Source organism: Prevotella sp. CAG:592 (genome assembly GCF_000436015.1).
GTDB classification, from domain to species: domain Bacteria; phylum Bacteroidota; class Bacteroidia; order Bacteroidales; family Bacteroidaceae; genus Prevotella; species Prevotella pectinovora.
The window spans coordinates 1-21,681 of sequence record NZ_FR892537.1; the positions used below are offsets into that span (position 1 = coordinate 1).

Annotated in this window: 15 protein-coding genes and 1 riboswitch; of the genes, 11 read left to right on the top strand and 4 right to left on the bottom strand. The window is 46.9% G+C overall.

The genetic code is table 11. From position 1 onward, the window contains the following. Window positions 1-358 precede the first annotated feature (358 nt). Entirely contained in the window at window positions 359-2,158 is a 1,800-nt protein-coding gene (locus QVO99_RS03350) for a pectate lyase family protein (protein WP_288176933.1), read from the top strand. Between the two features lie 132 nt (window positions 2,159-2,290). Here the strand turns inward: QVO99_RS03350 and QVO99_RS03355 are convergent, their stop codons facing one another. Next, window positions 2,291-3,217: a hydrogen peroxide-inducible genes activator gene (locus tag QVO99_RS03355; RefSeq protein WP_022316183.1), complete on the bottom strand. Its 927-nt coding sequence runs from the start codon at window positions 3,215-3,217 to the stop codon at window positions 2,291-2,293. Between the two features lie 610 nt (window positions 3,218-3,827). Here QVO99_RS03355 and QVO99_RS03360 point away from each other — a divergent pair. After that, window positions 3,828-3,953 (top strand): hypothetical protein, encoded by a 126-nt coding sequence (locus tag QVO99_RS03360; protein WP_022316184.1) that lies wholly within the window; start codon window positions 3,828-3,830, stop codon window positions 3,951-3,953. Between the two features lie 29 nt (window positions 3,954-3,982). Continuing rightward, window positions 3,983-4,633, top strand: coding sequence for a ribulose-phosphate 3-epimerase (gene rpe / locus QVO99_RS03365; RefSeq protein WP_022316185.1), 651 nt, complete (start codon window positions 3,983-3,985; stop codon window positions 4,631-4,633). Between the two features lie 255 nt (window positions 4,634-4,888). On the opposite strand, the gene QVO99_RS03370 is transcribed toward rpe, so the two are convergent. Both QVO99_RS03370 and QVO99_RS03375 read right to left on the bottom strand, forming a co-directional pair. Then, window positions 4,889-5,488 carry an RNA polymerase sigma factor gene (locus QVO99_RS03370; RefSeq protein WP_022316186.1) on the bottom strand — a complete coding sequence of 200 codons (600 nt, stop codon included), beginning with the start codon at window positions 5,486-5,488 and terminating at the stop codon, window positions 4,889-4,891. A 204-nt stretch (window positions 5,489-5,692) separates the two neighbouring features. Beyond that, window positions 5,693-5,902, top strand: a riboswitch (cobalamin riboswitch). 346 nt (window positions 5,903-6,248) lie between these two features. Continuing rightward, window positions 6,249-6,788: a DUF6359 domain-containing protein gene (locus QVO99_RS03375; protein ID WP_022316188.1), complete on the bottom strand. Its 540-nt coding sequence runs from the start codon at window positions 6,786-6,788 to the stop codon at window positions 6,249-6,251. Between the two features lie 471 nt (window positions 6,789-7,259). Between QVO99_RS03375 and QVO99_RS03380 the strand changes: the two genes are divergently transcribed. The 6 genes from QVO99_RS03380 to QVO99_RS03405 all read left to right on the top strand — a co-directional run bounded on the left by QVO99_RS03380 (window position 7,260) and on the right by QVO99_RS03405 (window position 19,215). Next, the gene (locus tag QVO99_RS03380; protein WP_022316190.1) at window positions 7,260-9,872 is read left to right on the top strand and encodes a glycoside hydrolase family 88 protein; all 2,613 of its coding nucleotides are present in this window, start codon (window positions 7,260-7,262) and stop codon (window positions 9,870-9,872) included. Between the two features lie 62 nt (window positions 9,873-9,934). Next, window positions 9,935-11,707 carry a pectate lyase gene (locus QVO99_RS03385; protein ID WP_022316191.1) on the top strand — a complete coding sequence of 591 codons (1,773 nt, stop codon included), beginning with the start codon at window positions 9,935-9,937 and terminating at the stop codon, window positions 11,705-11,707. A 411-nt stretch (window positions 11,708-12,118) separates the two neighbouring features. Further along, window positions 12,119-13,471, top strand: a complete 1,353-nt coding sequence (locus QVO99_RS03390) for a choice-of-anchor J domain-containing protein (protein ID WP_022316192.1) — start codon at window positions 12,119-12,121, stop codon at window positions 13,469-13,471. Between the two features lie 325 nt (window positions 13,472-13,796). Then, window positions 13,797-14,966: an efflux RND transporter periplasmic adaptor subunit gene (locus QVO99_RS03395; protein WP_441295402.1), complete on the top strand. Its 1,170-nt coding sequence runs from the start codon at window positions 13,797-13,799 to the stop codon at window positions 14,964-14,966. A gap of 33 nt (window positions 14,967-14,999) precedes the next feature. Then, on the top strand, window positions 15,000-18,065 hold the full coding sequence (locus tag QVO99_RS03400) for an efflux RND transporter permease subunit (RefSeq protein WP_022316194.1): 3,066 nt from the start codon (window positions 15,000-15,002) through the stop codon (window positions 18,063-18,065). Continuing rightward, the gene (locus QVO99_RS03405; protein WP_022316195.1) at window positions 18,040-19,215 is read left to right on the top strand and encodes a TolC family protein; all 1,176 of its coding nucleotides are present in this window, start codon (window positions 18,040-18,042) and stop codon (window positions 19,213-19,215) included. The genes QVO99_RS03400 and QVO99_RS03405 overlap by 26 nt, the downstream gene beginning before the upstream one ends. A gap of 111 nt (window positions 19,216-19,326) precedes the next feature. On the opposite strand, the gene QVO99_RS03410 is transcribed toward QVO99_RS03405, so the two are convergent. After that, window positions 19,327-20,085 (bottom strand): SDR family NAD(P)-dependent oxidoreductase, encoded by a 759-nt coding sequence (locus tag QVO99_RS03410; RefSeq protein ID WP_022316196.1) that lies wholly within the window; start codon window positions 20,083-20,085, stop codon window positions 19,327-19,329. Between the two features lie 309 nt (window positions 20,086-20,394). Here QVO99_RS03410 and QVO99_RS03415 point away from each other — a divergent pair, with 309 nt between their 5' ends. Together QVO99_RS03415 and QVO99_RS03420 are read left to right on the top strand one after the other, a co-directional pair. Continuing rightward, entirely contained in the window at window positions 20,395-21,063 is a 669-nt protein-coding gene (locus QVO99_RS03415) for a phosphoribosylanthranilate isomerase (protein ID WP_044066251.1), read from the top strand. A gap of 25 nt (window positions 21,064-21,088) precedes the next feature. Continuing rightward, window positions 21,089-21,652, top strand: coding sequence for an anthranilate synthase component II (locus QVO99_RS03420; protein WP_022316198.1), 564 nt, complete (start codon window positions 21,089-21,091; stop codon window positions 21,650-21,652). Window positions 21,653-21,681: the final 29 nt, after the last annotated feature.

Below are 21,681 nucleotides of genomic sequence, written 5' to 3' on the forward strand. Positions count from 1 at the left end.
GCGAGCAACTCCAGCAGAAGAGCGAGCAGCTTAAAAATATAGTAAAATCTCTCTATTCAAAAGGTATGAACATTCTGCAAATTGTAGAGATAACCGGAATTAACAAAGATGAGGTGGCAGCGATCTTGAATTAGAATGCTAAATCGTTTTAAACCGAGTATTAAGGAAAATGTGATTTTCTTAATGCTCGATTGTTATATCGCCGTTTTTTTATATCTTCGCTATTTGAAATATATTGAGATTCCTTTATTGTCGTGGTTTGAATGGCAAATTCGATTCTCGACGTTATGACTACTATACAAATCAAAATAAGATGAAATTAGACAGAAAATTATTGACTGGTGCTGCTGTTGTGTTGATGTCAGCATCTGTGATGTCGGCTTTTGCCGACAATCAACCCGCATTCCCTGGAGCCGAAGGGTTTGGTCGCTACACTACTGGCGGTAGAGGCGGAACCGTGTATCATGTGACGAAATTAGATGATGACGGATCGGAAGGCACCTTCCGATGGGCTTGCAACAAGAGTGGTGTCAGAACCATCGTGTTTGATGTCAGCGGTACGATATTCCTGAAGAGTGCTCTGCAGTTGAAGAAAGGTAATGTAACAATTGCCGGACAGACAGCCCCCGGTGATGGCATTTGTATTGCTGATTACCCCTTCACGATAGATTCTGACAATGTTATTCTTCGCTTTTTGCGTTTCCGTTGTGGCAATCGTCATGTGGACAAGCACGAAGGTGACGGACTTGGTGCAATGGACCGTAAGAATATCATAGTGGACCATTGCTCTGTGAGCTGGAGTATCGATGAATGCCTGTCCGTCTATGGCAGTAAGAATCTCACCGTGCAATGGTGTATAGCCTCACAGAGTCTGAAGAACTCCGGACATTCCAAAGTTGCCCATGGCTATGGTGGCAACTGGGGTGGAAGCGGTGCATCGTATCATCATAACCTGCTTGCCGACCACGATTCTAGAACTCCACGACTGGGGCCGCGTCCCGGAACCCAGACTGACGAAAGGATGGATATGCGTAACAACGTGATATACAACTGGGGCGGCAACGGCTGCTATGGCGGTGAAGGAATGAACGTGAACATCGTGAACAACTATTATAAGCCAGGAGCTACAACGCGGAAAAGAAGCAAGACCATCCAGCGCCGCATCGCTTGTCCGGGTATACGCACTGTGGACTACTGTCTGGACAAGACACTCCTTGCAGCACGATTCCAGCAGACAACCGGTATAACCTGCAAGAATAACGACGTGAAAGGGTCGGCAGAAGATGGCAGAAATTATGTTACCATCAAGGGAACGAAGTACGAGATGGATATGAGCGGAAAACTTGCCACAATCACCGTGAATGGCACTCAGATTAATGTACCGTGGAATGATTGGGCAAAGATGCTACATGTGTGGGGAAAATTTTACGTGGAAGGCAATCATAATCCAGATTGGGATGTGGTGAATAAGGATAACTTCAAGTATGGCGTTTCCGACCAGATTGACAAGACCGGCAACGATGGCACTTATCCTGGTGATGAAGCAATACAGTTGAAGACACCGATGGTATTTGAGACCGTTACTACCCATACTGCGGCAGATGCCTTCAACCGTGTGCTCGACTATGCCGGTGCGTCATTGCGCCGCGATGCTCTTGACAAAGTCATCGTAAGCGATACCCGTAGCGGTTCTGATACCTATACAGGCAGCGGATGCACGTCAGGCATAATCAACAGTCAGGATGACACGAAGCCAGCCGACGCTTCTGCAGACTGGAGTCCTTGGCCAACACTTGCCACAGATACTTCTATCGACGTTACAGATACTGATGGCGACGGAATGCCGGATGGTTGGGAAGATGCCAATGGACTCGACAAGAATGATGCTGCAGACGGAAATACGCTCGCTGCCGATGGATATACCAATCTGGAGCATTATCTGAACAGTATCGTGGAGAGTATCATGACTAAAGAGAACGAGGGAGGTAGACTCCTCAGTGGCAGTATGACGTATGAAGATGCTGCAGGTATTGCCGATGTTACGCTGGATAACAACAATGTGGAAGATGGCAACATCTATAACCTTCAAGGTATGCGTGTAGAACACACTGTGGATGGTCGTATTTACATCAAAGACGGGAAGAAATTTGTGAAGTAGAAGAATTTGCTTGACAATGAAATAAAAGGTTGAGTAGGGGAGTGTGTAATCCCTGCTCAACCTTTTGTTCTTTTATCGCTTATAGCAAGCAGTTATAAAATTCTTAATATAACGGCCAATGACTGATTTGGGCTAGATTCTCTGCTCTGTATTGTTGTAGGTCAGCATACTTTGCGGCACGTTGTCTTTCACGCTTTTGATTATCAGTTCAGCCATTGAGTGGCGCACGAAAGTCTTTGTGGTAAGCAATACCACGTCTCTCACCGGTATAGGCAGTGCGAAGGGGCGCACCAGTCGCATCTGTTTGTCGGAAAGTTGGCTAAGGGCGAGTTCCGGAATGAACGTCACACCCTGTCCGTTTTCCACCATTCTCATGAAAGTCTCTATGCTGCCGAGAGAATATTTTGATTTGCTCTCTGTTGCCGATTTCAGATCGCAGAATTTCACAAGTTGGTCGCGGAAGCAATGGCCCTCGTCGAGAAGCCACAGAAACTCGTTGCCAAGGTCCGAAGTCTTTATGTTCTTGTTGTTGAACAGCGGGTCGGTTTCTGCCACATAGGCTATGAACTGCTCATAATATAGCGATGTCTGGTTGAAAGCCTCCAGCTCGTCGAGTCTCACGGCGATGGCAGCGTCCAGTTCGCCGCGGTTCAATGCCTTCTTGATGTCGGCAGTCTTCATCTCGATGATGTGGAAGTCGATGCCAGGATTCTCCTTCTCCAGTTTGGTGAAGAAGCGTGGCAGCAGATATGGCGCTATCGTGGGCAGTATGCCGATACGGAACGAACCATTCAGCGAGTGTTGTTCTTCAGCCACGATGTCCTTTATCTTGTTTGCTCTCGAAAGCACCTTCCATGCCTGTTCCACCACAAGTTTGCCGATGGCAGTAGGAGTGACCTGTTGTGATGAACGTTCGAAGATTTTCACTCCGAGTTCCTTCTCCAGTTTCTGAATCATGGCGCTCAGTGTGGGCTGTGTCACGCCGCACTGTTCTGCGGCATTGGCGAAGTGTCTGTATCTGTATACAGCCACGATGTATTCCATTTGTTGTAGAGTCATGGGATGCTTTCCTCCTCTAATGATTAATTTGATTAGCGTTGCAAATATACTAAAAAAAACGTTAGCGGAATATATTTAAAGCATATTAACCCAGATGGCAGCTTGGGACTTAAAGTGCACGCTGCTTGCCCAACTGGGGCACGGTGCTTGCCCATCATGGGCAATGTGCTTGCCCCGGATGGGCAGAATTGCTGTCAGGCGTATGCCCAATAAATTAATGTTATAACACCCATATTCCAGTTTCCAGGATTCTGCCAACGCATGCAATTCATGTCGTCTGAATTCCTTACACCTGACAATCCCTTTCATCAGCAAACCATCCAGACAATTGGCTGACAGTTGATAGATGGTCAAGTGCCTGTCTGTCAGAATATTACGGCAAAAAACCAGATGGTCTGACAGTTTTTCGGAAATTCTTGTTTTTACTGAAAATCGGCGATATTGGCAACTTTTACTCATATCTATCAACATAACATAATTCCGCCAACGGGAAGTATTCCCATTGGGGTATGCAGGTCGTAATCAGAAAAAAATATATCATAATGTAATAAATCCCGAGGAGATGCGTTAATACAATAGAGGGATGAATTTATTTCAAAAAACAATGCCTATGGAACATTTTACTTCAGAAAATCCAATGCCGTCGAAGCGTACTATCGACATTATCAAAGCCTTTGCCTACACCTATAGGGTGATGAACATCAATGGCAGTATGAAATCCTATTGTCTAAACTGATAAACTGAAAAACATATTTAAAAGAATTTATGGCAACAATTATTTCTCCATCCCTGCTGGCTGCTGATTTCACAGACTTGCGCCATGAGGTGGAAATGATTAACAAAAGTGATGCTGACTGGTTGCATCTTGACATTATGGACGGAACATTCGTTCCTAATATCTCATTCGGATTTCCCGTTATCGATGCGGTGGCAAAGATTTGCAAGAAGCCTCTCGATGTGCATTTCATGATTGAACACCCTGAGCGTTATGTGCAGCGCACGGCAAAGACCGGCGCCATGATGATGAACGTGCATTATGAGGCTTGCGTGCATCTGCATCGTACTGTGCAGGAGATTCACGATGCCGGCATGAAGGCTGGTGTGACTCTCAATCCTTCAACTCCAGTCTGTCTGCTTGAGGATATCCTGAATGATGTGGACATGGTGTTGCTGATGAGCGTCAACCCCGGATTCGGCGGACAGAAATTCATCGAGGGCACTATCGACAAGCTGAGAGCGCTGCGTGAGATGGTGGACAGGAAGAATTCTCGTGCTCTGATACAGATTGACGGTGGTGTGCAGGCTGAGACCGCTCCGCGTCTCGTTGAGGCAGGTGCGGATGTTCTTGTTAGCGGAAGCTATGTGTTCAAGGCTGCCGATCCTATCCAGACAATCCATGATTTGAGATCGCTCTGATATGGAAGTTTTCCTCAATATAACAATAATGTAGGTTGCATGGTGAAGACCATTGGGGAAGTATGTATGTGATCTTGATTCAAGAATAAAATAATGCGGGTAAATCCATAGTCCTTTTTAGAAATATGGATTTACCCGTATGTTTTGTAGATGTTATATAGACCTTTTAAACCCAAGCGGCCTGATGACCGATTGAGGCTAAAATATAAGTTCCTGTAGTTGAAACGTCATGAGTGCTGCGTTTATGGCTTTGTGTCAATAAACGGTTTCAAGTGACAGCTTATTCTTTCTCGCCATTCTTCTCATGTTGAGTATGGCGTATCTCATTCGTCCCAGGGCAGTGTTGATGCTCACACCGGTAGTCTCGGCGATTTCCTTGAACGACATCTCCTGATAGAAGCGCATGAAGACAATTTCCCTCTGTGTCGGAGGCAGCAGGTTCATCATCTTCTTCACATCGCGCAGCACCTGCTCGTTGACATATCTGTCCTCGATGTTGAAGTCTGTTATGTCGTTTCCTGTGACATTCGAGAGGTCGTTGTCGTCAGAAGTTTCCACGATGTTTTTGGCGCGGTTGTCTCGATACCAGTCCATTATCACATTGTGGGCGATGCGCATTATCCATGCCGAAAACTTGCCGGAGTCAATATATCTGCCCTCCTGCAGTTTTGTTATCACCTTCACAAAGGTTTCCTGGAAGATATCATTAGCCAAGTCCGGCTCGTGCACTACGAACAGGATATATGAAAACAATTTGGATTGATTTCGAGATAATAACAAATCGAAGGCCTGATTGTTTCCTCTAACGTATGACAATGCCAACTCTTCATCGGTCATTTCATTTAGTCTTATCATTTTAATTCAATTTTTTAGTGAAGTAAATGATGTTTCAATAGGCTTTAGAATTTTATTTGTTATTATATAATAATGTTCTCTCTTTTGCGTTTATATCTTTTTCATAGATGTTCAACACACTTGCAAAAGTAAGTATAAATGTTTGTTTGAACAAATTTTTTTCTTTATAATGCCGTTTTTTCTTTGAAGTTTCGAAAAATGTTTATAATTTTGCACCGTAAAGGTTCGCCTAATACGTGATTGAAAGGGAACGGAGTGAGAATCTCCGACTGTCCCGCAGCTGTAAGCTCCTTTATGCTCAGTGACGACAGGCCACTGCCCAGAAGAATGTTTCTTCGGTTTTTCTGTTTCGGGTGGGAAGGTGTCATGAGAGTGGAGCGAAGTCAGAATACCTGCCTTTATGTTAGTCTTTGCGGAATCTTCTCGATGTAAGGAGTGGAAGCGTAATTGTGTAAATATATGAAGCGGTTGATATGTAGTCGGCAGTATAATTTGCTTGGCGACATTCGCTTACGTCATAATTGTGCTTGACCATACTTTGATTTCGGCAGCTTTTGCGGGACGTTTGGTATGGCAATCATACGTGTATTATTATATAAGTTATTTTTTATGCTGAGAAAAGGCGTTGTCGTGAGGCAATGCCTTTTTGTCGGTATGCTCGGCATGAGCATTGTCTGACTGACGCGCAAGTCCCGAATAAGACTTGATTGCGGAAATTGAATAGCCGATGTAAGGGGCGTTCATCGAGGGGCGTTGCTTTTCATTTCAGTTCATAACTCAATATCTCTTTCATTCCTGTCATCTTCATGTATTTTGTCTGGTAGCCATATATGGCAACGAGCCGTTGTATGTTTCCAGGGTTGTCCACGAGGTTCAGGTCGCGGCGAATCTTCGAACCGTTCTTCAATTGTATGGCTATGACGTTGGATTTTGATTTCTCGTTCTTATCGTCGGCGATGAGGATGGATGTGTTTGATTCATAGGGACTGTCGAAGAAATACTTGTAGCCTCCCGTTGATGTAGCACATCCTACGATATAGCCTTTCACGCAGATGGGGTCTTCGAAGACGTGGTTCTTGAATGTGTATACGTCCACCGTGTCGGTGCTCACCCATTCAGTATCGTTCTTTCCGTCACCGTTTGCCCATCCGCCGTTGTCGCCATTGTTGCCGGTGGAGGTTGATCCGTTGACTTTATCGTTGTTTTCCTTCTTGTTTTCAGTGTCGTCGATTACGGGCTTTTCGCAGCATGTGAACGCCAAGATGAGAAAGAGAAGAAGTATACTGTAAATGTGTTTCATTGGAATGGTGTGTATAATTGCTTTTTGTTTATTTGACATGCAAATGTAAGCAATCCAATGCAGAACTCCAAAGATTTGCCGTCTTTTGTATTCAAGGGATAGCTTGGGTAAAAAAAAGAGGTTGGCGCAGGATGCTACCAACCTCATGAGATTTCGTAAATGGCGAAATCATAAATAAGATGTGGCAAATGTAAGCCTTTATTATGAAACTTGCAAGAATTCCGACTATAAAATGTTGAATTTAACAAATTGTCCCGTTTTTTTATGTTATAAGGCAGCTTTTGTGTCATTGCTTTTAGTGTGCGTGTCATTCAATGTCGTGGTTCGCTATATGATAAATGCAAATAATCCTTATTTTTGTTGTTATATTTTTCAGATGTATTTTATTATGCGTATCTTTGCAACATCAAAAAATAAAACTACTATTGTATTTCTAAAAAACTTAACTGAATACATTTCAAACAAGACAGTATGAAAAAGCTACAAGCATTTTTACTGCTTTGCTTGCTCTTCCCTATGAGCCTATTGGCTTCGGTGTGGGATACAGACTACAAGCAAGTGGAGCAGAGCATCAGAGAACCGAAGTTCCCTAACCGCTCCTTCAGCATCACCAAGTATGGCGCTTCGCTGAAGAATACGGCAGCCAAGAACCAGAAAGCCATTAACAAGGCCATCGAGGCTTGTTCAAAGGCTGGCGGCGGCAAGGTGGTTATCCCTGCCGGAACATGGAAGACAGGAGCCATCAGACTGCGTAGTCATGTAAACCTCGTGATAGAGAAGAACGCTACACTCTTCTTCGAGTTCGACCGCAGTCTCTATCCCCTTGTTGAAACACGTTGGGAAGGTCTCGACTGTATCAACTACTCACCTCTTATCTATGCTTTCAAGGAGACCGACATCGCCATTACCGGTGAGGGAGTTATTGATGGCAACGGATCTGACGAGACTTGGTGGCTCATGAGCGGCAAGACTCCGAAGAGCCGCAACATAGAGGTGAAGGAGAAACAGCAGAATCCTGGCGGCCGTGCCGATTTGCTGCAGATGGCAGAAGACGGTGTGCCTGTTGAAAAGCGCGTCTTTGGTCCGTGGAAAGGTCTTCGTCCTCAGACGGTGAACCTCAACCAATGTGACGGAATTCTCATCGAGGGCGTAAAGATGATACGATCACCATTCTGGGTTATGCATCCACTGCTGAGCAAGAATATCACGGTGCGTGGCGTACATGTTGAGAATCACGGTCCTAACGGCGATGGCTGCGACCCTGAGTCTTGTGAGAACGTGCTTATTGAGAACTGTATCTTTGATACCGGCGACGACTGTATCGCAATCAAGAGCGGACGTAATGAAGACGGCCGTGAGGGCGGTAAAGGTAAATACGTGGGGCGTCCAAGCAAGAATATCATCATCCGCAACTGCAACATGAAAGACGGTCATGGTGGTGTGGTGCTCGGTTCTGAGATTTCAGGAGGATGCAGCAACGTGTTCGTTGAAAACTGTACGATGGACAGTCCGGACCTGGAGCGTGTGCTCCGCATCAAGACAAACTCATGCCGTGGCGGTGTGATTGAGAATGTATATTTCCGCAACGTGAAGGTTGGACAGTGCCGTGAGGCGGTGTTGAAGATAAACACAAACTATGAACCAAAGGAGAAGGGTCGTCGTGGCTTCTATCCAACCGTGCGCAACGTATACATGGAGAATGTGACCTGCCAGAAGAGCAAGTATGGCGTTATGATCGTTGGCTTCGACAACATCAACACTATCCACAACATCAATCTGAAAAACTGTAACTTCACAGGAGTATATGGCCAGCCTGTGTATATCACAGGCCAGACAGACAAGCCAAACTATGAGAACCTCGTAATCAATGGTTCACAAGTGCTCTCGCAGCTGCCTTACAAGACATACAGCCAGTGGATGGCACACTCAGAAATGCAGCGCAATCCGGATCCATGCTATCTCGATTTCGCAAAGACTCCAAAGTGGGGCTATGTGGTTGGTATAGAGCAGGAGGCAATTCTCGATGCTTATCTCGCCAGCAAAGATGAGAGCATCATCAATTATCTAAAGCAGTATCCAGCCAAGATGATAGACGAAAATGGTAATATCACAGGTTATGAGTATTCAGCTTTCAACCTCGACAATACCCGTCCGGCGCGTTTCATCCTGCGTATGAATGAACTGTTCCCTGAGAAGAAGAATGAACTTGCCTTGAAGACCATCTTCAAGCAGCTTGAGAAACAGCCACGCACAAACGACGGCGTATGGTGGCATAAGGCTATTTATGCATATCAGGTGTGGCTCGACGGAGTATACATGGGTCATCCGTTCTATACAATGGCAGCCCCAAAGCTGAAAGGCGAGAAAAAGGCAGAGAAATATTACGATGACACTTTCACACAGATTACCAAGACATACAACAGAACCTTCGATGACAAGTCCGGTCTCTGGAAGCATGCTTGGGATGAGACAGGCGAGATGTTCTGGGCTGACAAGCAGACAGGACTCTCGCAGCACACCTGGGCTCGTGCACAGGGATGGTTCGCAATGGCAATCCTTGAAGTTCTCGATGCAATGCCGGCAGACTACAAAAACCGTCCGGCTCTCGTAGCGATGCTCAACGACGTGATGACAAAGACCGTGAAATATCAGGACAAGAAGACTGGCCTTTGGTATGACGTAATGGACGTGAAAGACAATCGTAACTATTTTGAGGCAACAGCATCTTCAATGTTCTCTTACGTACTGCTGAAGGGCTCACGCCTCGGTTATTTCGGTGACGAACTGAAGGAAGCCGGCATCAAGGCATATAAGGGAATCCTCAACAATTTCGTGAAAGTGAATTCCGACAAGACCCTTTCTCTCACACGTTGCTGCGAGGTGTCAGGACTCGGTCCGGGTCTCAGCGCTAAGGTGCTGAAGGCAGCTCCAAAGGTGAAGGAGAACAAGCGCCGCGATGGTTCTTTCGAGTATTATATCAGTGAGCCAATCCGCGACAACGACGGCAAGGGCGTTGGTCCGTTTATCTGGGCTTCATTGGAGATGGAACATCTTGGCTACGACGTGGAGTCGCTCAACAAGTAACGACTCCGTTGCTGCCTTATCCAAAAGGACGCATAAAATCAAACTAAAACAAATATCAAATTATGAAGAATTTATGTTTGCCATTAGTAGCTTTGGCACTTTCCGCTTCAGCATCAGCACAGACTGGTGCTCCTGCCTTTCCTGGTGCAGAGGGATTTGCCCGTTACGCAGCCACCGGAGGACGCGCTGCCGATGGTACGACAAAGGTTTATCATGTCACAAATCTCAACGACAGCGGCACTGGTTCACTCAGATGGGCTTTGTCGCAGTCTGGTCCTCGCACCATCGTGTTTGACGTGAGCGGTTACATCGACTTGAAGTCAAACCTCAAAATAACATCAAATACCACTATTGCAGGACAAACGGCACCAGGCAACGGAATTACACTCCGTTATTACACCGTGGAGTTCACAAACTGTGATAATATCATCGTCCGTTTCTTGCGCTTCCGCCGTTCACAGGTGAAGCATGTTGACGACGGTGCCGATGCAACATGGGGAAGATACCGTAAGAATATCCTCATCGACCACTGCTCTATGTCGTGGAGCATTGATGAGCTAGCGTCTTTCTATGACAACAGGGATTTCACCCTGCAGTGGTGTATGCTCGCCGAAGGCCTCAACGCAGGACATGCTAAAGGTGACCACAGCTATGGTGGTATTTGGGGTGGAAAACCGGCATCATTCCATCATAACTTCCTTGCCCACGTCCAGAACAGAGCACCTCGCTTCAATGGCGCCCGCTATAACTGGAACGGTTATGACAAAACCCAATATGCCAACTCCATACAGGCAGAGAGGGTAGACTTCCGTAACTGCGTGGTTTATAACTGGGGTAACGGAAACGGTTGTTATGGCGGTCCTGGTGGTGGCTATGTGAATATGGTGAACAACTATTTCAAGGCTGGTCCTGGCACGAAGAACAAGACTCGCGTTACGCAGATTTCATTCTCTGATGCATCAAACGGCGGCGACAATCCGTTCCCCAACTATTCCAGCCGTTATTTTATCAGCGGAAACTACGTGTCTGCAGCCGGTTCCAAGGCTGCCAACTATGATTGGAGCGGTGTGATTTACGACCAGAAAATCAAGATAGGCAATGATTATTATATGCAGGATGCCAAGCATTATTATGGTGAGGATCAAACCTATGTGAAGGATGCCAGCGGTGTAGACTGCATCAAGATAAAACTTGACAGTCAGTTTGACCCGGGCACCATCACTACCCAGACCGCTGAGACGGCATACGAGAAGGTACTCGCATACAGTGGAGCGAGTCTCTATAGAGATGCTTGTGATGTGCGCTATGTGGAAGAGGCAACAAATGGTACTGTTACCTATAACGCTTCTCATGCCAATGTTCCTGGTATTATCGATGTTATCAACGATCCGTCTTCAGACAGCCAGAATTCCGCTACGGCAAGTTTCCCCGAACTTCCATCAGAATCACGTGCTGCCAACTATGATACTGATGGCGACGGCATACCAGACGAATGGGAGATTGCCAACGGTCTTAATCCTGATGACCCAAGCGATGCACAGTTGAAGACTCTCGATACCGCGAAGGGTTGGTATTCAAATCTTGAAGTATATCTCAATTCTATCGTTGAGCATATCGTGAAATCACAGAATGCTGATGCCGTGTCGCCAGTGAATGAGTATTATCCAGCGTTTACATCAGGCATTTCTGCTTCGTCAACGAAGTCTGAGGTCAAGTCAATCGAGTATTATTCACTGAATGGCGTCAGACTCTCTGAGCCACAGCAGGGAATATCAATTCGCAAGATGGTCTTGACAGATGGCCAGACTGTAGTAGACAAAGTCTTGAAGAAATAATTTCAATTATCTTGAAACGGTCGTTGAGGTTCGAAAAATTATAATTCCGCAAAATGACCGTTTTCTTATTAGCGATAAAGAAGGGAAGTGCTGTTCGGTGCTTCCCTTTTTTAATGACTTTTGTTTCTTAACCTTATTTTAACACGCAAAGAGATACTTCATATCTATAAAAGTTCTATCTTTGCATAAAATAAGCTTCGGCTCGGGATAAGAAATGAATGTCTTCATTTCATTCTCCTCTCGCCTTGCATTATCTTTGCATAAGATAAGCTTCACCTCAGCATAACACTCAAGCAAGCTTGATGTTCTGCATTCGCCTTGCATTATCTTTGCATTAGATAAGCTTTGGATTATAAAATTGCTCAAGCAAATAAAATTGTGTAAATATATTGTTTAATTAATTATTACATTATGAAGAAAACTTTACTATTATTCGTTTCATTGCTTATGACAATGGGAATGTTCGCACAGTCTAAGACTGCGAAATTCGATTTCACAGGCGAGTCTGCTTATGGCATGACACTTTTGAGTGGCTCTACAAAAGAATACAACGCTGACCCTACGGTATGTACAGAGGGTGATGTCACTCTTACTCTCAATGGTCAGACCCGTTGGTGGAAAGCAACCAACGGCAACGAGTTGCGTTTCTATAAAGGCTCAGATATGACTTTCAAAGTGCCAGAGGGTAATGTCATCACAAAGGTTGAGCTTACAGCCAAAGTTCCTGCAAAATTCGAGTCTGCTGTAGGTACATACGCCAATGGCACATGGACTGGTTCAGCCAATAGTGTGGTTATCTCAACCAACATTACAGAGAAGAACACTCCGATCAGCTCTGCTGTAGTGACATACCAGTCATCTTCCGCTCCAATGAAGAAAGACCCGGCACTGTCGTTCAGTGAGACTACAGCAAGTGGTGTTGTAGGCGAGGCTTTCGTTGCTCCTACTCTCACAAAGGCTACCACTGCTGCCGTGGTTTATACTTCGTCAGACGAGGCTGTGGCTACCGTTAATGCTGAGACAGGCGAAGTGACACTTCTCGCTGCCGGTGAGACAAAAATCACTGCTACTGCTGCAGAAAACGATGAATATAATGGTGGTTCTGCATCATATACACTCACTGTCACAACTCCAGCTCTCGATGTAGTTAAAGAGCCTTACTCAGAGTCGTTTGAGACAGAGTTCGGTTCCTTCGTTCTCGACAACGTGAACCTTTCTGAGGGTCTCTCATACGTTTGGTCTATCGACAAAAAATATAAGTGTGCCAAGGCTTCTGCTTTTGTCAACAAGAAGAACCTTCCTTCTGAAAGCTGGCTCGTTTCTCCTTGGATTAAACTTTCTGCAGCAGAAGTAATACGTAGCCTGTATTTCGACCATGCCGTGTCTAAGTATTTTGGCAATGTTTCAGAGGAGGCTACATTGTGGATCAAGGTCGAGGGCGGCGACTGGACTCAGATTACTTCTATCGCATATCCAGAAGTGCCACAGGACAAGAGCTTCTCTCCTTTTGAGACTCAGGCAGTAAGCCTTGCCGGTTATGAGGGCAAGAAGATAAAGGTCGGCTTCAAGTATGTAAGCACCGACGAAGCTGCCGGTACATGGGAAATCAGAAACTTCAAGGTTTCCACTGATGTTTCTGGCATCAACGAGATCAAGGCTGACAAGCTCGACGTGAACGCTCCTGTATACAATCTCGCAGGTCAGCGCGTAAATGCCAATGCCAAGGGAATTCTCATTCAGAATGGCAAGAAGTTCATCAAGTAATGTTCTGAAGGTATTTCCAGGGTAAACAATATCCCTAATCATATTAAAGTGTGTCAACCGAATGGTTCAGACGCACTTTTTTTTGTTTTCATTGATCCCAAATCGGTCGTTGGCGCTTGCTTGAATTCTGATTTTCAGAAGAGTGGATTTTTAACCCCTATCAGTCATTATGTCCGTTTGAGGTTTATTGTCAGATGGGGAGCTATACTTCAGATTATCATTCATCTTTGGAAATCCGCTTTTGCAATCGGGTTGCAATACTGTTGTGGTATCTTTGCATCCAAATAAATGAAAAAGCGAAAAAAATAAAGAATCAAGAATTATGCTGAAGAAAAGCTTTTACTGTTTATCGCTGTTCATTCTCGCTCTTGGTATGGCTGCCTGTGGCAGCAAAAACCACGATCATGACCATGAAGAAGAGACGGAGCAGCATGCCGGCGAAGACGCCCATGACCATGACCACGATGGTGACGAGATTTTGCTGACTCCAGAAAAGGCAAAAGCTGCCGGAGTGCAGGTTGAAACAATTATGCCTGGAACCTTTCATGGCGTTATCCATACCAGCGGTAAAGTGTTGTCTGCATCGTGCGACAAGACCACTGTCGTTGCCACAATCAGTGGCCGTGTGGCAAACAAGAATCATGTGAGTGAAGGATTGAAGGTAGCCAATGGTGCGGCCTTGTTCTCAATCACGTCAGCAGGAATGCAGGTTGCCGACGGCGATCCCGTGCAGCGTGCACGTATCGACTACGAGCGTGCAGAGCGTGACTACACCCGTGCGCGAATCCTTATAAAAGATAAGATAATAAGCGATAAAGACCTCGCTGTGGCGAAGGCAGAATATGAGGCTGCAAAACTGACATATACAAGCATGCAGAAAACACGCAGTGCTGGCGGCGTAGTAGTCACCGCACCTCGCGGAGGCTTCATCAAACAGTGTCTGGTTAACGGCGGCGACTATGTTGAGGCTGGCCAGCCGCTTGCCATCATAACCCAGAACCAACATCTCTATCTCCGCGCAGAAATTCCAGAGCGCGAGTTCAAGGAACTGAACAAGATAAAGTGTGCGAAATTCCGTACCAGCTACAGTGACCGCCTTTATGACATCACTGATATGGGCGGACACATACAGTCGTATGGACGTTCGGCAGAGGTAAACAACTCCTACATTCCAGTCATATTCGAATTCAACAATACAGGCGATGTTGTTCAGGGTTCCTACGCTGAAATATTCCTCATCACCCAAGACCGACCTAACGTGATGACCCTGCCGCTCACTGCCATAACGGAAGAGCAGGGCGTGCATTACATCTATATCCAGGTGGACAAGGAGGGATATCGCAAGCAGGAGGTGACACTCGGCGAGAACGATGGCGACAGGGTGGAAATCCTCAGCGGACTGAAGAAAGGCGACAGGGTGGTGACCAAGGGAGCCATACAGGTGAAGCTCGCTTCGGCCTCTAACGCTATCCCTGCCCACAACCATAATCATTAAAGAAAATCCTACGTAACAGACAGATTATAAATTATGCTGAACAAGATTATCAGGTTCTCGCTTGAGAACAGAATACTCGTTCTTGTGGCGGCAGTTCTGCTTGTCATCGCAGGGCTATATTCTACAAGCAAGACCGAAGTTGACGTCTTCCCCGACCTCAATGCCCCAACCGTTGTCATAATGACAGAAGCGGGAGGTATGGCAGCAGAGGAGGTGGAACAGCTCGTCACCTTTCCTATAGAAACGGCAGTGAACGGCAGCACTGGAGTGCGCCGGGTGAGGTCGCAGTCAACCCATGGCTTCTCTGTAGTCTGGGTAGAGTTCGACTGGGGCACAGATATATATCTTGCACGCCAGATAGTCAGCGAGAAACTCGCAGCCGTTGGCGAACAGATGCCAGAAGGTGTCAGTGCGCCGGTGCTCGGACCGCAGTCGTCTATTCTTGGCGAGGTGCTCATCGTGAGTCTTACCAGCGACAAGGCGTCGCTTCAGGATCTGCGCACCTATGCCGACTGGGTAATCCGTCCGCAGCTGCTCTCAACGGGTGGCGTGGCACAGGTAAGCGTGCACGGAGGTGACATCAAAGAATACCAGATACTCATCAGTCCCGGCAAGATGAAGCATTTCGGTGTGTCGCTCTCCGAAGTTATGGCCAGCACACGCGGCATGAACACCAACACCAATGGTGGTGTGCGCTATAAATACGGCAACGAATATATCATCCGCGGCATCACCTCTACCAACGATATCGACAAGATCGGTGCCTGCATCGTGAAGAAAAACGGCGAGAGCGTGATAACACTTGCCGATGTCGCAGACATCAAGGTAGGCAACCAGTCGCCCAAACTCGGTGTGGCAAGCGAGAAGGCACGTCCGGCAGTATTGCTCACTGTGACAAAACAGCCGGATACCAGTACGCTGAAACTCACCGAACAACTGAACAATGCGCTCGACGAACTGAAGACCAACCTTCCGGCAGATGTACATATCTCAACCGATATCTTCCGTCAGGCAGATTTCATCGACAGCAGTATCGACAACGTGCAGAAGTCGCTCATCGAGGGAGCCATATTCGTGGTCATCGTGCTGATGATATTTATTGCCAATGTGCGTACTACGGTGATTTCACTTGTCACAATCCCGATTTCATTCCTCGTGGCAATGATAGTGCTTAACGTTCTTGGCATAAGCATAAACACCATGACCCTTGGCGGTTTGGCAATTGCCATCGGTTCGCTTGTGGATGATGCCATAGTGGATGTGGAGAACGTGTATAAACATATACGGCAGAACCGCGAACTGCCGGAGGCAGAGCGCATACCGATAATAGAACTCGTATACAACGCCTCACGTGAGGTGCGTATGCCGATTCTCAATTCCACACTTATCATCATCGTCAGCTTTGCCCCGCTGTTCTTCCTCAGCGGTATGGAGGGCAGGATGCTCATTCCTCTTGGCATAGCTTTCGTCACGGCTTTGTTCGCTTCCACACTCGTAGCTCTCACGCTCACACCGGTGCTCTGCAGCTATATGCTGAACAAAAGCAATGGTGAGATGCCGAAGGAGGCTTTCGTGGCGGTGTGGCTGAAGAAATACTACCGTGAGGCTTTGCTCTGGGTGCTCGACCATACCCGCACCGTCATCATTTCCTCTGCGTCATTGCTTGTTTTGGCTTTAGTGATATTCCTCTCGCTTGGCAGCAGTTTCCTGCCAAAATTCAATGAGGGATCATTCACCATAAACATATCCTCGCTTCCCGGCATTTCCCTGGAGGAGAGCGATTCCATAGGAGCGCGGGCGGAAAGGCTGCTGCTGCAGGTACCGGAGATTCAGACCGTGGCGAGGAAAACAGGACGTGCAGAACTCGACGAGCATGCTCTCGGTGTGAACGTAAGTGAGATAGAAGCACCATTCAAGCTCGACGGCCGTAGTCATGAGGAGGTACTCGATGATGTGCGCCATCGCCTCTCCGTATTGGCGGGCGCAAACATAGAGATAGGCCAGCCGATATCCCATCGTATCGATGCCATGCTCTCAGGTACGCAGGCAAGCATCGCCATAAAACTCTTTGGAACAGACCTCAACAAGATGTTCACCATCGGCAATCAGATAAAGAAGGCTTGCAAGGACATCGACGGAATCGCCGACCTGAATGTGGAACAGCAGATAGAGCGTCCGGAACTGAAAATCATTCCGCGCCGCGAACTCCTCTTGCGCAACGGTATCACGTTGCCCGAATTCAACGAGTTCATCTCTGTTAACCTTGCCGGTGAAACTGTTTCTCAGGTGTATGAGGCTGGCAGGGCCTTCAACCTCGTGGTGAAAGGCGGCTACTACGATGAGATAAGCGACCTCATCATAGACGCGCCAGACGGACGCAAGGTGCCGTTGTCTGACGTGGCAGACATCGTGTCGAGTGCCGGACCGAACACCATCAACCGTGAGAACGTGCAGCGCAAGATAGTAATATCTGCCAACACCAGCGGCAGGGCATTGAGCGACGTCGTAGCTGATATCAAGAAAGCAGTGGGCGAAGAGGTGAAATTGCCAGAAGGCTATCGCGTAGAATACGGTGGACAGTTTGAGAGCCAGGAGAGTGCAAGCAGAGTGCTTTATCTCACTTGTACCATCGCCATTGCAATAATTTTCCTGCTGCTCTTCATGCAGTTCCGCAATGCCAAGGAAGCAGGCGTTATTCTTATGAATCTGCCTCTTGCACTCATCGGAGGTATATTTGCTCTGGTGATTACTACAGGAGAAGTGAGCATACCGGCAATCATCGGATTCATCTCCCTCTTTGGTATCGCCACACGAAACGGAATGCTCCTCGTGACAGAATACAAGCGTCTGCGCAAAGAAGAAGGCGCTACAGTAAGGGAGGCTATAGTGAACGGTTCGCTGTCTCGATTGAATCCTATATTGATGACGGCTCTCACTTCGGCTCTTGCCCTCGTGCCACTCGCCCTTGGTGGAGACCTGCCGGGAAATGAGATACAGTCGCCTATGGCAAAGGTAATTCTCGGAGGATTGATTAGTTCAACATTACTTAACGCATTTATAATCCCCGTAATATATGAAAAGATTTCTAATCGCCGTTAGTCTCGTAATCATGGCTTTCACAGCTTCGGCAGACAACAGCGTTGACGACGTGCTGAAGCAGATAGCCCAGAATAATCTCACTCTGAAAGCTCTGCAGCACGATAACGAGGCTGACGTACTCGACATAAAGGCTGAAAATTCCCTCGACGGACTGTCGGTGGAATACAGCCCGTTCTTCAGAAGCGGATATTCGGGCGTGGCGGAGAGTGAACTCGTGGTGAGCCAGGAGATACAGTTTCCTACCAAGTATGCCGACCGCAACAAGCAGGCGAAGATTCAGAAGACGGTGGGCGGAAAAATGTATGAAAAGAACCGTCGCGACATACTGCTCGAAGCGGAACAGCTGTGTATCGACGTGATACGTTTGAACAAGACCCTGGCAATGCTTGACCAGCGTCTGAAGAACAGCGAAACCCTGCATCAGATGTACGACAAACGTATGGCGGCAGGAGATGCAAATATCCTTGAGGTTAACAAGGTGAAGCTCGACTACATGGAGGTGCAGACCATGGTAAGCGAGGCGCAAAACGAACGGATGCTCCTGCTACAGCAGCTGCAACAGCTGAATGGCGGAAAGCCCGTGACAATTGACAGTGAGAAGTTTCCTGAATTCCAGCCGATAAAGGACTTTGAGTCCTACAAGGCTCTTTATCTTGCCAGCGATGCCGATATACAGATGGCTGAGACGATGCTGAAATCTGCTGATATGAATGTGAAAATGCAGAAAAGAGGGTGGTTGCCTAACATCTCTTTTGGCTATCGTCGCAACACGGAGCAGAAAGAAGGTGTGAACGGCCTTAAGGTAGGAGTCAGCTTTCCGCTCTATAGCAACAGCAAGAGAATCAAGGCAGCCCGGGAGCGCCGGCAGAGTGCAGAGCTGCAAGTGGAGCAGGCACGCAAGGATGCTGAATCGCAGTTGCAGTCTGGCTATCAACAGCTTGTCGGCTTGCAGCAGGTGCTTGACCATAGTGATGTCAAGATGATGCAGGAGTCTATAGTACTATTCTCCAAAGCTCTCCAGCATGGAGAAATCAATGCTTTGGATTATTACACAGAGGTAAACAGCATCTACGAGAAGCTCCAGCGCCATATCGACATTCATTGTCAGAGCGCAAAACTGCATGCAGTGCTGCATAAGAACGAATTGTAAGAGATTTGAAATTGAAAATAATAGGGGCAAGAATCTGTCATGTGATTCTTGCCCCTTGACCATTGGTTCTTATTTGTCCAGACTTTTCCCTGATGATAGGATAGGGATTTGTTATTTTTCCCTGTGCACTACACTTCCGCTTGCCTGGTGTGTGGCAAGTATGAGCACTTCGGCAATCTGCACGTGCTTCGGAGCCGATGCTGCATAGAAGGCTACATCGGCGATGTCGGCACCAGTGAGCGGCTTGATGCCCTTGTATACATTGTCGGCACGCTCGTTGTCGCCATGGAAGCGCACCTTGCTGAAGTTCGTTTCCACGAGTCCCGGCTTGAGGTTCGTCACTCGCACAGCCGTGTCGGCTACGTCGATACGCAGTCCGTCAGACAGAGCCTTCACGGCTGCCTTTGTGGCACAGTATACGTTTCCTCCGGCGTAGGCGGCATCGCCTGCCACGCTACCGATGTTTATCACGTTGCCCTCGTTGCGTTTCACCATACCCGGCACCACAAGGCGCGTCATTGTGAGCAGTCCCTTCACGTTGGTGTCGATCATCGCGTCCCATTCTTCTGGCTTGGCTTCATATTCCTTGTCGAGGCCAAGGGCGAGTCCGGCATTGTTTATCAGCACGTTGATTTTCTTCCATTCCTCATCGAGCGAGTCTATCGCCTTTTTTGCGGCAGCCGTATCGCGTACATCGAATGCCAAGGTCTTCACCTCCGTGCCCCTGGCTTCCAGTTCGGCTTTGATTTCAGCCAGTTTCTCCTCGCGGCGTGCCGTGAGAATCAAGTCATAACCGCCTTCGGCAAACTTTCTTGCACAGGCTTCTCCAATGCCGCTTGTGGCTCCTGTGATAAGTGCAATCTTTTTCATCTTGATATTTTTTTATTTATTTTGTAAGTCATTGTTGTCGTATCCGTAGTGATAATCCCAATTTTTGCAAATTTAATGTATTTCTCGTAAATAAGCTTTCTATAAGCGGGCTTTTCGTGTTTTTTGAGTGAATTTTTTTCCTGTTTACCTCACAGTAATTTGATGGAAAAGAATGGAGATTGAAAATAAAACATTACCTTTGTCTGCCGTTTCCATGAAAGGAATGGAAAAATGACATGTGGGCTGTTTGTCGTCAACTCGCATTCAGACAGCTTCTATAGGATAATTCGTTTTTTTAATCACCAGCTTATGATGATAAAAGTATGCGGAATGCGCGATCCGGAGAATATTCGCGATGTGGGGAAACTGGGCATCGACATGATGGGATTTAATTTCTGTAAAGATGATCCGCGTCATGTCGGCATGATAGCGTCTTTGGCTGCCATTATTCCCGATTATGCAGACAGGAGACTCATCGCCGAAAACAATTCACCACGGCGTGTGGGAGTCTTTGCCGACGACATGCCGCAGAACATCGTCACTGCTGTATATAATTACAAGCTCGATTGTGTTCAACTTCAAGGCAGCGAGTCGCCAGTAATGATAGACAACCTTCGCCGGACTCTTGATCCTGATATTTGCAAAGGTGTCAGAATTTTCAAGACACTGAATGTGGCGAATATAGATGATTTGAAATCAAGCAGACAATATTCAGCTCATGCCGACATGTTGGTCTTCAATATGAAAAACGATGATACGGAGGGGGCAAGGTCGTGTTCAGACTTTGAGTTGCTTGATGAATACGATGGTGGTTTGCCATTCCTTGTAGGAGGAATAGTGACGGAGGATTTGGACGGCATAAAGGCTGTTTCCAATCCTTGTTTTGCAGGTGTAGACCTGAACGAAGGATTTGAGACGAAGCCTGGCATCAAAGATACCTCAAAACTTAAAGATTTCATCTCCTTATTGAGAAAATGATTTGAAGACAAAAATCAGGGAGAATATGAGAATCGCTATAATTGACAATTACGACAGTTTTACATATAACCTTGCACATCTCGTGAAGGCTATCGGTGTTGATGTTGACGTGTTGCGCAATGACTGTTTCGAACTCCACAGTCTGGCGGAATACGACAAGCTTTTGCTCAGTCCCGGTCCCGGCATACCGTCAGAGGCAGGGCTTCTTCTTGATGTGATAAGAGAATATGCCGGCAGGTTGCCAATCCTGGGAGTTTGTCTGGGCCACCAGGCTATAGCCGAAGTCTTTGGAGCAAAGATTGAGAATCTGTCGCATGTCTATCATGGTGTGGCTACGCCATGTGATATTATAGCAGACGATAGTCTGTTTGATGGCCTGCCAAGACGTATCGAGGTGGGACGTTATCATAGTTGGGTGGTCAGCAGAGAAGGCTTTCCTGAGTGTCTTGAGATTACATCTGTGAGCGATGACGGAAAGATAATGTCCTTCCGCCACCGTCATTATGCAGTGCATGGAATACAATTCCATCCAGAGAGTGTGTTGACACCGGATGGAAAGAGAATCATCGGGAACTGGTTGGGAGAATGATGCTGTTTGGTTGCATCCTTTGCAGTTTC

Coding starts and splice junctions, on each gene's coding strand:
- QVO99_RS03350 (WP_288176933.1), top strand. CDS start 359: ATGTCAGCATCTGTGATGTCGGCTTTTGCCGACAATCAACCCGCATTC.
- QVO99_RS03355 (WP_022316183.1), bottom strand. CDS start 3,217: ATGACTCTACAACAAATGGAATACATCGTGGCTGTATACAGATACAGA.
- QVO99_RS03360 (WP_022316184.1), top strand. CDS start 3,828: ATGGAACATTTTACTTCAGAAAATCCAATGCCGTCGAAGCGTACTATC.
- rpe (WP_022316185.1), top strand. CDS start 3,983: ATGGCAACAATTATTTCTCCATCCCTGCTGGCTGCTGATTTCACAGAC.
- QVO99_RS03370 (WP_022316186.1), bottom strand. CDS start 5,488: ATGATAAGACTAAATGAAATGACCGATGAAGAGTTGGCATTGTCATAC.
- QVO99_RS03375 (WP_022316188.1), bottom strand. CDS start 6,788: ATGAAACACATTTACAGTATACTTCTTCTCTTTCTCATCTTGGCGTTC.
- QVO99_RS03380 (WP_022316190.1), top strand. CDS start 7,260: ATGAAAAAGCTACAAGCATTTTTACTGCTTTGCTTGCTCTTCCCTATG.
- QVO99_RS03385 (WP_022316191.1), top strand. CDS start 9,935: ATGAAGAATTTATGTTTGCCATTAGTAGCTTTGGCACTTTCCGCTTCA.
- QVO99_RS03390 (WP_022316192.1), top strand. CDS start 12,119: ATGAAGAAAACTTTACTATTATTCGTTTCATTGCTTATGACAATGGGA.
- QVO99_RS03400 (WP_022316194.1), top strand. CDS start 15,000: ATGCTGAACAAGATTATCAGGTTCTCGCTTGAGAACAGAATACTCGTT.
- QVO99_RS03405 (WP_022316195.1), top strand. CDS start 18,040: ATGAAAAGATTTCTAATCGCCGTTAGTCTCGTAATCATGGCTTTCACA.
- QVO99_RS03410 (WP_022316196.1), bottom strand. CDS start 20,085: ATGAAAAAGATTGCACTTATCACAGGAGCCACAAGCGGCATTGGAGAA.
- QVO99_RS03415 (WP_044066251.1), top strand. CDS start 20,395: ATGATGATAAAAGTATGCGGAATGCGCGATCCGGAGAATATTCGCGAT.
- QVO99_RS03420 (WP_022316198.1), top strand. CDS start 21,089: ATGAGAATCGCTATAATTGACAATTACGACAGTTTTACATATAACCTT.